The organism is Tsukamurella sp. DT100 (assembly GCF_049844855.1).
Taxonomy (GTDB): domain Bacteria; phylum Actinomycetota; class Actinomycetes; order Mycobacteriales; family Mycobacteriaceae; genus Tsukamurella.
The window spans coordinates 148,122-159,828 of sequence record NZ_JBNCLV010000003.1 but is presented as its reverse complement, the minus strand read 5'-3'; the positions used below and the strand labels follow the sequence as shown (position 1 = coordinate 159,828).

At 73.0% G+C, this 11,707-nt stretch carries 14 protein-coding genes; 9 read left to right on the top strand and 5 right to left on the bottom strand.

All coding sequences use genetic code 11. From position 1 onward, the window contains the following. Positions 1 to 23: 23 nt before the first annotated feature. The 3 genes from fgd to ACLQ3K_RS07910 all read right to left on the bottom strand — a co-directional run bounded on the left by fgd (position 24) and on the right by ACLQ3K_RS07910 (position 3,091). Positions 24 to 1,034: a glucose-6-phosphate dehydrogenase (coenzyme-F420) gene (gene fgd, locus ACLQ3K_RS07920; protein WP_425998383.1), complete on the bottom strand. Its 1,011-nt coding sequence runs from the start codon at positions 1,032 to 1,034 to the stop codon at positions 24 to 26. An 85-nt stretch (positions 1,035 to 1,119) separates the two neighbouring features. Beyond that, positions 1,120 to 2,028, bottom strand: a complete 909-nt coding sequence (locus ACLQ3K_RS07915; protein WP_336670951.1) for a SpoIID/LytB domain-containing protein — start codon at positions 2,026 to 2,028, stop codon at positions 1,120 to 1,122. A gap of 103 nt (positions 2,029 to 2,131) precedes the next feature. Further along, on the bottom strand, positions 2,132 to 3,091 hold the full coding sequence (locus ACLQ3K_RS07910; protein WP_425998380.1) for a dipeptidase: 960 nt from the start codon (positions 3,089 to 3,091) through the stop codon (positions 2,132 to 2,134). Between the two features lie 103 nt (positions 3,092 to 3,194). Here ACLQ3K_RS07910 and ACLQ3K_RS07905 point away from each other — a divergent pair, with 103 nt between their 5' ends. Then, the gene (locus ACLQ3K_RS07905; RefSeq protein WP_425998378.1) at positions 3,195 to 5,063 is read left to right on the top strand and encodes an ABC transporter ATP-binding protein; all 1,869 of its coding nucleotides are present in this window, start codon (positions 3,195 to 3,197) and stop codon (positions 5,061 to 5,063) included. A gap of 19 nt (positions 5,064 to 5,082) precedes the next feature. Here the strand turns inward: ACLQ3K_RS07905 and ACLQ3K_RS07900 are convergent, their stop codons facing one another. Beyond that, on the bottom strand, positions 5,083 to 5,445 hold the full coding sequence (locus ACLQ3K_RS07900) for a VOC family protein (RefSeq protein WP_224645298.1): 363 nt from the start codon (positions 5,443 to 5,445) through the stop codon (positions 5,083 to 5,085). Between the two features lies 1 nt (position 5,446). Then, the gene (locus ACLQ3K_RS07895; RefSeq protein WP_224645299.1) at positions 5,447 to 6,271 is read right to left on the bottom strand and encodes a MerR family transcriptional regulator; all 825 of its coding nucleotides are present in this window, start codon (positions 6,269 to 6,271) and stop codon (positions 5,447 to 5,449) included. A gap of 66 nt (positions 6,272 to 6,337) precedes the next feature. Here ACLQ3K_RS07895 and ACLQ3K_RS07890 point away from each other — a divergent pair, with 66 nt between their 5' ends. The 8 genes from ACLQ3K_RS07890 to ACLQ3K_RS07855 all read left to right on the top strand — a co-directional run bounded on the left by ACLQ3K_RS07890 (position 6,338) and on the right by ACLQ3K_RS07855 (position 11,577). After that, complete coding sequence (locus ACLQ3K_RS07890; RefSeq protein ID WP_224645300.1) at positions 6,338 to 6,829, top strand: nucleoside deaminase; 492 nt, start codon at positions 6,338 to 6,340, stop codon at positions 6,827 to 6,829. Then, a complete protein-coding gene (locus tag ACLQ3K_RS07885) occupies positions 6,826 to 7,560 on the top strand; it encodes an ankyrin repeat domain-containing protein (protein ID WP_425998375.1) in 735 nt (244 codons plus the stop codon). Before ACLQ3K_RS07890 ends, ACLQ3K_RS07885 begins: the two co-directional genes overlap by 4 nt. Positions 7,561 to 7,629: 69 nt before the next feature. Next, on the top strand, positions 7,630 to 8,436 hold the full coding sequence (locus ACLQ3K_RS07880) for a methyltransferase domain-containing protein (protein WP_425998373.1): 807 nt from the start codon (positions 7,630 to 7,632) through the stop codon (positions 8,434 to 8,436). Next, positions 8,433 to 8,750 (top strand): cupin domain-containing protein, encoded by a 318-nt coding sequence (locus ACLQ3K_RS07875; protein WP_425998371.1) that lies wholly within the window; start codon positions 8,433 to 8,435, stop codon positions 8,748 to 8,750. Before ACLQ3K_RS07880 ends, ACLQ3K_RS07875 begins: the two co-directional genes overlap by 4 nt. Next, positions 8,747 to 9,430, top strand: a complete 684-nt coding sequence (locus ACLQ3K_RS07870) for a helix-turn-helix domain-containing protein (RefSeq protein WP_308011415.1) — start codon at positions 8,747 to 8,749, stop codon at positions 9,428 to 9,430. The genes ACLQ3K_RS07875 and ACLQ3K_RS07870 overlap by 4 nt, the downstream gene beginning before the upstream one ends. 94 nt (positions 9,431 to 9,524) lie before the next feature. After that, positions 9,525 to 9,992 carry a hypothetical protein gene (locus tag ACLQ3K_RS07865; protein ID WP_224645304.1) on the top strand — a complete coding sequence of 156 codons (468 nt, stop codon included), beginning with the start codon at positions 9,525 to 9,527 and terminating at the stop codon, positions 9,990 to 9,992. After that, positions 9,992 to 10,657, top strand: a complete 666-nt coding sequence (locus ACLQ3K_RS07860) for an ABC transporter ATP-binding protein (protein WP_224645305.1) — start codon at positions 9,992 to 9,994, stop codon at positions 10,655 to 10,657. The genes ACLQ3K_RS07865 and ACLQ3K_RS07860 overlap by 1 nt, the downstream gene beginning before the upstream one ends. After that, entirely contained in the window at positions 10,654 to 11,577 is a 924-nt protein-coding gene (locus ACLQ3K_RS07855) for an ABC transporter permease (protein ID WP_425998368.1), read from the top strand. Before ACLQ3K_RS07860 ends, ACLQ3K_RS07855 begins: the two co-directional genes overlap by 4 nt. Positions 11,578 to 11,707: the final 130 nt, after the last annotated feature.

The window sequence follows — 11,707 nt, the reverse complement described above, 5'->3', positions numbered from 1 at the left end:
GGATTTACTATCGCAGCCGCGGCTCAGCCGAGCGAACGCAGGCGGGGCTCGAGATCGCGCTGGAAGTTGTCCAGGAACCGGCGCTGGTCGTGGCCGGGCGCATGGAAGACGAGGTGGTTGAGCCCCGCGTCGACGTACTGCTTCACGGCCGCGACCGCCTCGTCGGGGTCGGAGGCGACGATCCACCGCTTGGCGACCTGCTCGATGGGCAGCTCGTCGGCGAGGCGCTCCATCTCGGCGCTCGAGTTCACCGAGTGCTTCTGCTCGGCGGTGAGCGAGAGCGGCGCCCAGAAGCGCGTGTTCTCCAGCGCCAGTTCGGGATCCGGGTCGTAGCTGATCTTGATCTCGATCATCTTGTCCAGCGCGTCGAAGTCGCGGCCGGCGAGGTCCGAGCCCTCCTTGGCGGCGGGGATGAGCTTGTCGGTGTAGAGCTCCATACCCTTGCCGGAGGTGCAGATCATCCCGTCGCCCACGCGGCCCGCGTACTTGGCCACGACGGGGCCGCCGGCGGCGATGTAGACCGGCACGGGCTTGTCCGGAATGTCGAAGAGGACGGCGTCCTTGGTGTGGTAGTAGTCGCCCTCGAAGTTCGTGATCTCGCCGGACCACAGCTCGCGCATGAGCCGCACGGACTCCCGCAGCCGCGCGAAGCGCTCCTTGAACTCGGGCCACTCGCCCTGGAAGCCGGTGGCGTACTCGTTGAGCGCCTCACCCGTACCGGCGCCGAGGAAGATGCGGTCGGGGTACATGCACGCCATGCTCGCGAAAGCCTGCGCGATGACCGCGGGGTTGTAGCGGAAGGTGGGCGTCATGACCGACGTGCCGATCTTCACGCGCTCGGTGCGCTCGCCGACGGCGGCCATCCAGGCGAGGGAGAACGGGGCGTGGCCGCCGTTCACGCGCCAGGGCTGGAAGTGATCGCTCACCGCGACCGAATCCATGCCCGCGACCTCCGCCGCGACCGCGATCTCCACCAATTCGCGGGGCCCGAACTGCTCCGCCGATGCCTTGTACCCCAGCTGCAACTTCGCCATGCGACTCACACTACTGCGTCCGATCGGACACCGTCACTGTGTGCGGCGACCTGGGACTTCGCCGACCGCAGCGACGTTCGTCCGGCTACCGGGAGGCGGGGTCGTCGGCGCGGGAGGCGCCGTACTCGGTCTCGAAGACGCGGCCGTCCTTGGCCATGACGAGGCCGTACGTGCTGACGATGACGGCGTCGGTGCGCGGGTCCTCCTTGTCGACGCCGCCGTACACCTGGGAGGCCTGGGTGTCGTCGAAGGTCTCGCCGCGCTCCGCGCCGCGGACCAGGACGTAGGAGCGCGCCGCGATGGCCTGCGCCTGCAGCGCGGCGACGCCGCCCTGATCGGCCCAGCCGGGCGAGTTCTCGACGGGGACCACGCTGCGCACGTAGTCCTCGATGCCGACCACGTTGAGCACGGCGCCGTCGCGGGCGACGAGTCGCCCGCGGTACCGGGCGTTGTCGCCGCAGAACCGCAGCACCTGGTCGGGGGCGATGCCCTGGTCGGCGGTCAGCGGGCTGATCGTGCGGTCCGCGGCCTCGACGGTGCCGAGCACCTGCCCGCCGCAGCCCTGCCGGATCGTGGCGGTGGTCCCGTCGATGCTGACCGCCTGGCCCGGCGCGACCTGCTTACCCCCGACGAGGGCGCCCGCCGGCGCCAGCACGTCGACGCGATTCCGCTCGCTGAGCCGGACGGTGACCGGGAGCCCCGTGTGAACGGTGCCGAGCGTGGTGCCCGGGTAGTAGTAGGCCAGGATCCGCTGCGCGTCCCATCCCTGTTTGGCGTAGGTGAGCGCGCCGAGCTGGCTCATGCCGCGGCCGTGCCCGCCGGATGCACCCGGCGCGACGTCGCCCGGGGCGTCGACGAGTGTCGTCTCGGGCAGCGCGCCCGTCCCCGCCAGAACCCCGCCGATGGCCAGGACGGGCACCGCCGCGAGGAGCGCGGCACGGGCGGCACGGCTGCGCCGCGATCGCCGGGGGCCGCCGTCGATCCACACGGGCATCCTCGGGTCTCCTTCAGTCGTCGGCCACGAGCCCGTGGGGCTGACGTGACTGTTGTGACTACTGAGACTCAAGTAAAGATCGAGGGTTGTCAAGCGCTGGGCGTCATCGGCGCGCCCAGACCCGCTCCGCGACGCGCAGGAAGTTGCCGCCCGTCACCGCCGCGATGTCCGACGACGACCACCCCCGGCCCGCGAGGAAGGACCCGAGCCGCACGAAGTCCTCCGGCGGCATCCACCGGATCGGACCCCAGCGCGTGTACGACTCGTCGAAGACGTCGGGATTGGCCGCGATCTCCGCGAGGAAGTCGTCGGCGTCGAAGGAGTGATCGGAGCTCACCGCGACGTGCTCGATCCCCACGAGCTCGACCGCGTACTCCAGGTGGCGGGCCATCGCCTCGAGTGTCGGCGTGTTCGGCCCCAGGAAGATCCCGACGCCGGTGACGCCGACGACGCCGCCCGTCTCGGCACACGCGCGGGCCTGGTCGTCGGTGATGTTGCGCGGGTGCTCCCACACCGCGGCCATGCACGAGTGGCTGTACACGACGGGACCCGACGACGACGCCGCGATGTCGAGGCCCGTCCGGCGGCCGCAGTGCGAGCCGTCGGGGACGACGCCCACCTCGTTCATGCGGGCCACCAGGTCCCGGCCCCAGCGGGTGAGCCCCGCGTCGGTCGCGTCGAGGCAGCCCGAGCCGGCCCGGTTCGCGTGGTTGTAGGTCGGGGCGACGGTGCGCACTCCCAGCTCGGCGAGCCGGGTGAGGTTGTCGAGGTCGCCGTCGAGCGGATTGGCGTCCTCGAGGTCGAAGGCGACTGCCACCTGCCCCGACGCGGTCGCGGCCCGCAGCTCATCGACGGTGCCGACCGTGCGCAGACCGGGATGCGCCGCGATCGAGGCGCGGAAGGAGGTGAGCAGCGCCGTCGAATCGGCGAACGACTGCGGCCGGTACCCCGCGTTGACGGAGACGAACGTCGGGGCGGGCGACGCGAGCCGGGTGAGCGGTTCGACCCCGGTGCTCACGACGAGCGGCAGGCAGGCGTGCTGATCCCAGACGAGGCTCCCCATGGGCCCAGTCTCCACCGTCCGGCGACCTTCGACGAGGGCCTGCTCTTCGCCCAGGGCGAACGGACTGGACATCAACGTAACTTGAGGTCCTAGGCTTCAATGCATGAGCATGGAATCCGTCGCGTGGAGCACGCTGTATCAAGGGAATCGGTCGCTGGACGCCCCCACGCGCCGCCCCATCGAGACGATGCGCCGCATGGGCCCGTTCGCCCGCCCGCACCGCTGGCGGCTCGCCGCGTTCCTCGCCCTGTCGGTCTTCTCCGCGCTGCTCGCGGTCGCGACTCCCCTCCTCGCCGGCAGGGTGGTCGACCGGATCGTCGGCGGCGGACCGACCAGCACCGTCGTCCAGATCGCGCTCCTCATCGCCGCCATCGCGATCGTGGGAGCCGGGGTGGACCTGCTCTCCCGCTGGTTCTCCTCCCGCATCGGCGAGGGCCTGATCTACCAGCTGCGCACCGCGGTCTTCGACCACGTCCAGACGATGCCGGTGGCCTTCTTCACCCGCACCCGCACGGGCGCGCTGGTCAGCCGCCTCAACAACGACGTGCTCGGCGCGCAGCGCGCCTTCTCCGACACCCTCGCCGGCGTCGTGACCAACGTCGTGACGCTGGCGCTCACGCTGGGCGTGATGCTCAGCATCTCCTGGCAGATCACGCTGCTCGCGCTGGTGCTGCTGCCGGTCTTCATCATCCCGTCGCGCAGCATGGGCCGCAGGATCGCCGGCATGTCGCGCCGGGCGGCCCGGCACAACGCCTCCATGAGTGATCAGATGACCGAGCGCTTCTCCGCGCCCGGCGCCACCCTGGTGAAGCTGTACGGACGCCCCGCGATCGAATCGCACGCCTTCGCGACCCGCGCCGCGGCGGTCCGCGACATCGGCGTGAGCACGGCGATGTGGCGCATGACCTTCGTGACGATCCTGACGCTGGTCAGCTCGCTGGCCCTGGCGCTCGTCTACGGCCTCGGCGGCTTCTACGCGATCCGCGGCGACCTGCAGGCGGGAGCGGTGGTGTCCCTCGCGCTGCTGCTCACCCGCCTCTACGTGCCGCTCACCGCGCTCGCGAACGCCCGGGTCGAGGTGATGACCGCCCTGGTCTCGTTCGAGCGGGTCTTCGAGGTGCTGGACCTGGAGCCGATGGTGCGCGATGCGCCGGACGCGCGCGACATCGCCAAGGGCCCCACCGAGCTCCGGTTCGACGGCGTCGACTTCGCCTACCCCTCGGCGGAGAAGGTCTCGCTGGCGTCGCTGGAGGAGGTCGCGCAGCTCGACACCCGCGGCGGCGAGACGGTGCTGCACGGGATCGAGTTCACCGCGGCGCCGGGCTCGATGGTCGCGCTGGTCGGCAGCTCCGGCGCCGGCAAGTCGACGATCGCGCAGCTCGCCACCCGTCTCTACGATCCGGACGCGGGCGCGATCAGCCTGAACGGCGTGGACCTGCGCGAGATCACGGCCCGGAGCCTGCACTCCGCCGTCGGCCTGGTGACGCAGGACGGCCATCTCTTCCACGACACCATCCGCGCGAACCTGCTACTCGCGAACCCGGACGCGACCGAGGCCGACGTCCGGGACGCGCTACGCCGCGCCCGCCTCGTGGAGTTGGTCGAGCACCTGCCCGACGGCCTGGACACCGTCGTCGGCGAGCGCGGCTACCGCCTCTCCGGCGGCGAGCGCCAGCGCCTCACCATCGCGCGGCTGCTGCTCGCGCAGCCCTCGGTCGTCATTCTCGACGAGGCCACGGCGCACCTGGATTCGACGTCCGAGGCCGCCGTGCAGGCCGCGCTGGCGGAGGCTCTGGCCGACCGCACCTCGCTCGTGATCGCGCACCGTCTCTCCACGATCCGCGCGGCCGACCAGATCCTGGTGCTGGAGGCCGGACGCATCGTCGAGCGCGGGACACACGACTCGCTGCTCGCGCGCGGCGGGCGCTACGCGGAGCTCTACCGCACCCAGTTCGCCGACCAGGCGGCCTGAGACGGGGCCTCCGCGGGGCTCAGTGCCCGCCGGCGTAGGCGATGCAGAACTCGTTGCCCTCGGGGTCCTGCAGCACCGTCCACTGGATGCCCCACTCGTCGTGCTCGCGCACCGTCGTCGCGCCGAGCGCCTCGACGCGGGCGACCTCCGCCGCGCGGTCGTCCGCCACGAGGTCCAGGTGCAGGCGGTTCTTCGCGGTCTTGCCCTCGGGCACCGCGAGGAACATCATCCGCGGCAGAGCGGGATTCGCGTAGCCGATGGTGCGCATGAAGGCGTTGCCGTCGTTCTCGTCGACGGGCACGCCGAGCACCTGCGACCAGAAGCTCGCTTGTCCGGCGACGTCGGCGCAGTCGACGTTGATCATCTGCAGTGTGAGGGCCATGTCAGTTCTCCTTCGTCGCGGTGGCCTCGACGGGCCACCAGATCTCGGTGCGCAGGTCCGCGGGGGTCGCGGCCGCGCAGGGGTCCACGAGGTAGCGCTCGATGACGGCGCCGCCCGCGTCGGTGGCGTTGCGGGCCACCCACGCGCCGAGCTGGCCGTAGGTCTCGTCGAACGTCGAGTACGAGCCGTGGTGCACGGCGACGGCGCAGAGCGCGCGGCCGAGCCGGCGGTTGCGCACCCGCCCGGTCACGGCGCCGGGGCCGGAGACGGGTATCAGCGCCGCCACCTGCTCCACCTCGGCGACCTGCGACGGGTACTCGGCGAGCGAGGGCCCGGTCACCGTCAGGCCCGACGCCGCCGCGCATGCCTCGAGCTCGGAGTAGGCGGCGTCGAGGAACTCGGGGAGGCGCGCGTGCTCGACGGTGCCCGCGATCTCCAGCACGTCGATCGCCTCGAACTCGCGCAGGTGGGTCGGCGTGTGCGCGACCGGGGCCGTCGCATCCTGCAGCGCGACGATGGCCCGTTCCAGATCGGCGCGACGCTCGCGCAGCGTCGCCTCGTGCTCGGCGAGGATCTCGCGGGTCACGTCGGGGTCGCGCGCCTCCAGCACCCGCGCGACGGCCGCGAGCGGCACGTCGAGGTCGCGGAGCCGGGTGAGCACCGCGGCATCGTGCACCTGCGCCGCGTCGTAGTGCCGGTAGCCCGTCGTGGGGTCGATCGCGGCGGGCACCAGCACGCCCTGCTCGTGATAGCGCCGCAGCTGCTTGACGGAGAGCAGGGTTGCGCGCGAGAACATCCCGATCGACATGAGGCCCGGTGTGGTCACGGGTCGAGTATGGGGTCTCCCCCCGAGGGGAGGGTCAAGTCCGGCGCTGCGGGCTACGGTCGAGCGATGACCGTCACAGCGCCCAGCGCCGCCGATCTGCCGTACCTGCGCCGCTGCGTCGACCTCGCCCGCACCGCCCTCGACGACGCCGACGAGCCCTTCGGCTCGCTCCTCGTCCACGAGGGCGCGATCGTCTTCGAGGACCGCAACCGGGTCTCGGGCGGCGACGCGACGCGGCACCCCGAGTTCGAGATCGCCCGCTGGGCGGCCGAACACCTCACCCCGGCGGAGCGCGCCGCGGCGGTGACCTACACGTCGGGCGAGCACTGCGCGATGTGCAGCGCCGCGCACGCCTGGGTCGGCCTGGGCCGGATCGTCTACGCCGGGAGCACGGAGCAGCTGGTCGCCTGGCACGCGGAATGGGGCGTCGCCCCGTCCCCCGTCGCGCCGCTGCCGATCCACGCCGTCGCGCCGACGGTGCCCGTCTCCGGCCCGGAGCCCTCCCTCGCCGACGAGCTGCGCACCCTGCACGCCCGGGCGGCCGGGATCGCGTCGTGAGGCGCCTCGCCGCGGTCGGCGCCGCGGTGCTGCTCGCCGGTTGCTCGGTCGAACAGCTCCCGCCGGCTCCCTCGAGCACGTCGGCGGCCCCGTCGGGCTCGGCCGCCGCCCCGTCGTCGACGGTGCGCCCCGCCCCGACCCCGGAGGCGACCCGGGCGCTGGTCCGTGCCGTCACCGACGGGGACCTCGCGGCGACCCGCGCCGCCATCGCCGACGGCGCCGACCTCGAGGTGCGCATCACCCGCGCCCGCACGGCGGTGGTGGCGGCGACGAAGGCCGGGCACACGCAGATCGCGCTGGCCCTGCTCGACCCGGGCGCGGACCCGAACGTCAAGGACGACATCCAGGACTCCGCGTACCTCTACGCCGGAGCGGAGGGGATGACCGAGATCCTCGCGTCGACGCTGCGGCACGGCGCGGACGTGCGCAGCCTCAACCGCTACCGCGGGACGGCGCTGATCCCGGCGTGCGAGCACGGGCACGTCGAGAACGTGAAGCTGCTCATCGCCGCCGGGGTCGACGTGGACCACGTCAACAACTCGGGCTGGACCTGCCTGCTGGAGGCGGTGATCCTGGGCAACGGCGACGCGAACCACGTCGAGACTGTCCGCCTCGTCCTCGACGCCGGGGCCCGCCCGGACCTCGCGGACCGGCAGGGCGTCACCGCGCGCCAGCACGCCGTCGCGCGCGGACAGACCGCCGTCGTCGCGGAGATTGACCGGCGCCGCTGAGACAGTATTGGCAAGGCTCGCCTATTTAGTGCAATACTCTCCGGTAAATACCGAGAGAGGCGGAGCGCGATGCCCGAACCCACCAACGAACTCCCGCTGCACGCCCGCAGGACCGAGGACCTGCCCGGCCACTGGCTGCTCGCGCGCCTCGGCAAACGGGTGCTCCGGCCCGGCGGGCGGAGGATGACCGAGGACCTGCTCACCGACGCGGGCCTGCGGGGCGCCGACGTGGTCGAGCTGGCCCCGGGCCTGGGCAAGACCGCCGCCGAGATCGTGGGCCGCTCCCCCGCGTCGTACGTCGGTGTCGAATCCGACCCGGCCGCCGCGGACTGGACCGGCGCTGCGGTGGGCGCCGAAGGGCGCGTCGTCGTCGCGGAGGCCCAGGCCACCGGCCTGGATGCGGGCAGCGCCGACGTCGTGATCGGCGAAGCGATGCTGACGATGCAGACCGAGCGCGGGAAGAAGGAGATCGCCGACGAGGCGCACCGCGTACTCCGCCCCGGCGGCCGCTACGCGATCCACGAGCTCGCGCTGCACCCCGACACGTTGCCGGACGAGACCAAGACGGAGATCCGCAAGGCCCTCGCGCGTTCGATCAAGGTGAACGCGCGGCCGCTCACCGAGGACGAGTGGCGGGCGACGCTCGACCGCTCCGGATTCGATGTCGAGGTCGTCCGGTTCGCGCCGATGGCACTCCTCGAGCCCCGGCGCGTGATCGCCGACGAGGGCGTCGTACGGACCCTGCGGTTCGTGGGCAACGTCCTGCGCGACGGTGCGGCACGCAAGCGCATTCTCGCGATGCGCACGGTGTTCACCCGGCACAAGGCCAACCTGGCCGCGATCGAGATCGTCGCCGTGAAGCGGGCGGAGGCGTGAGCGCGAGCTGGGCCGAGGTCGACGGGCTGGCGACGGGAACCCCGAAGGCCGGCGACGCCCCCGACGTGAGGCTGCGGCAGCGCACCGACGCCGCACGCATCATCCAGATCACCTTCTCCGCAGGCCAGAGCATGCCCGGGCACAGTGCGCCCCGGCCGATCGTGCTCCTCGGGCAACGCGGCACCGTCACCGTCGAGATCGACGGCGACATGGTCGCTCTCGAGTCCGGGCGGGCGGTCCAGATCGACGAGCGCGTCCCGCACTCCCTCACCGCCGTCACCGACGCCGACGTCACCCTCATACTGGTGGGGTGAGCGCCCGGGCCCCGGGCGAGACGGTCCGGGAGGTCATGCGCATGGAGTCGGCGGGACGCGACGGGGTGTTGGCGCTCGTGCGCACACGGGGTCCGCTGACCGCCCCGGAGGTCGCGGAGGCACTGGACGTCCACGTGAGCACGGCCCGGTTCCACCTGACCAACCTGGTGGAGTCCGGCCTGGTCGATACCGCGCCGGACAAGCGGCGCACCGTCGGCCGGCCGCGGGTGACCTACACCGCGCGCCCGCAGGCACCCACGGGCGAGCTGCTCGGACTGCTCCTCGCGCAACTCGGGCCCACGCCCGAGCTGCGCGAGCGGGCGGCGGCCGATGCCGGCCGGCTGTGGGCCTCGTCGCGCGCCGTGGCCGCGCCGTCCGACGGCCTGCCGGACCCCGCGGCCGTCGCGGGTGCGATCCTGCGCGCCCTCGGCTTCGAGATCGAGTCCACGACCAGCGCGTTCGGCACGCACACACTGCGGATCTGCGCATGCCCGCTGCAGAGCCTGGCGAGCGGCTCACCCGAGGTCGCGCGCGGCGTGGTCCGCGGCGCCGTCGAGCAGGCCCTGGCGATCGCCTCGCCCTCGCTGGGCTCGCAGTACGCGGTGCGTGTGCAGCCGGATCCCCACGGCGACTGCGCGATCGGCGTCCGCCTGGCCCCGATGGCGGCTCGCACCGTGTGATCGACATCTCCACAAGGCGAGCCTTGCCTAAATTATTTGAATGAGTCAGACTCCTTTTTATCCGGGCGACCGTCGCCCGGTGAGAGAGGAACCGATGCCGACCATCCGCCCGCGCACCGTCGCCACCGCCACGCTCGTGGCCCTCAGCGCGCTCGCGCCCGCCGCGCCCGCCCTCGCCGCTCCCGGCGCCGGATTCCGCGTCACCTCGGAGAGCCCCACCGCGGCCGAGCTGAACGACCTGGTGCAATTCATCGTGACCACGCCCGCCAGCGACGCCGACAAGGCCGCCAACGTCGAGGGCGGCATGTCCTCGGTCGTCGTGCCCCGCACCGTCTACACCCTGGGCCTGTTCCGCGCGCCGCGCGGCTCCAGCGAAGTGACGGGCCCGCTGGCCCGCAACGGCAACCGGGTCACCGGCAACCTGACGGCGAGCTCGGTCGGCATCCCCACCGTCCGGATGAAGGTCGACTTCGTCCGCGAGGGCGGCAACTGGAAACTCGCCTCGAGCTCGATGTGCGAGGGCGTCAAGGCCGTCGGCCTGCCCATCTTCTGCAACGCCTGATGATCTCGGTCCAGGACCTGCGGGTGCACCGCTCCCGACGCCCGGTCCTGCGGGGCGTCACGCTCACCATCCCCGACGGTGCCGTGACCTACCTGCTGGGACGCAACGGCGCAGGCAAGTCGACGCTGCTCCGCGCCGTCGCCGGGCTGGTCCGGCCCAGTGCCGGCACCGTCGACCCGGGCGGTGACATCGGCCTGCACCTGGGCCCGGACACGGCCGACCCCGGGCACACCGTGCGCCGCCACCTGCGCTGGGTCGCCGCGGGCTCGGGCTGCCCGCGGTCGCGCGTGGACGCCGTGATCGGCGACGCCGGCCTCGACGGGGTGGCCGGGACCCGGATCGGCACCCTCTCCCTCGGGTGGCGGCAACGCGTCGCGGTCGCCGCGGCCCTGCTCCCCGACGCGGGCACCGTCATCTTCGACGAGCCGCTCAACGGCCTCGACATCGACGCGGCGCTGTGGTTCCGCGGCGTGCTCGCCGACCTCGCCGCCCGCGGCGCGAGCGTCCTCGTCGCGACGCATCACCTCGACGAGGCGCTGCGCACCGGCGACCGGCTCGCGGTGCTCGCGGGCGGGCGGATCGTCCGCGAACACGTCCCGTCGGACTTCGCCGACGGCGCCTCCCTCGAGGCCGAATACCTGCGCGCGATCGGCGCGGCGGCGTGACGGCCCTCGCCCGGGCCGTCCGCGCGGAGGCGGTGCGCGCCGGCGGACTGCGCGGAGCGGGCGCAGTGCTCCTGGCCCTCGCGATCGCGGCGCCGGCCGCGGTGACGCTCGCGGTGGCGGCGCTGTCCGAGCACGTCGCCCGGCTCGCGTCGTCCGTCCAGGTGACGGCGGTGGCGACGACGAACGCCGCCTACTGGGTGCTGTCGCTGACGCCGGTGGCGTGCTGCGCGGTGACGGCGTACGCGGCGGCGGGCTCGGCGCGCCGGGAATGGGACCGCTTCCTGGTCCCGAACCCGGCAGTGGGCGCCGCGGCCCGGTGGCTGGTCTTCGGCGGCTTCGCCGCGGCCGCGACCTCGGGCCTCACCGCGATCGCGCTCGCCGCACTGCCCCTCGTCTTCCCCCGCGTCTACGGCGACGTGCGGCTGGTGAGCGGCGCGGGCGCGCGGATGGTCGTGGTCGGCGGAGTCACGGCGTTCCTGTTGTGCGGCGCGGCGATCGGCGTCGCGCTCCTGCTCCGGCACCCGGTCGCGGCCCTGGTCGCCGTTGTCGGGTGGGCGGAGATCATCGAGCCCGGTATCGCGCTGGTCCCCGGCGCGGCAAACGCCCAGCGGTACATGCCCTTCCACAACGCCGTGTACGCGAGCGGGCAGGAGCTGATCTTCGCGCCGCCCTGGTCGCCCGACGGTGCCATCGCCTACCTCGCCGCGCTGTGCACCGCGGCGTTCGCCCTCGGACTGCTCGCCTCCGCCGCCGAGGGGCCGAGGGGCCGAGGCGGCGCGCATCACGCCGGCACGGCGACGGGCAACCGGGCCACGTCGACCTTGGAGACGGCGAGGTTCGTGCAGAGGTCGGTCGACCACGACGCGGCGCCGGTGCGGCTCTTGGTGACCAGTAGCCGGACCTTCGCTCCGTCGCGGTAGTTCAGGCCGCAGGACGCGCCGAGCCGTGCGGGGACCCCGACGGTGACGGTGCGTGGGGCCGGCGCCCCGGTGTTCCCGAGGATCCGGGTCACCGCGACGGTGTAGACGAGGCCGTCGGCCCACTGTTCCC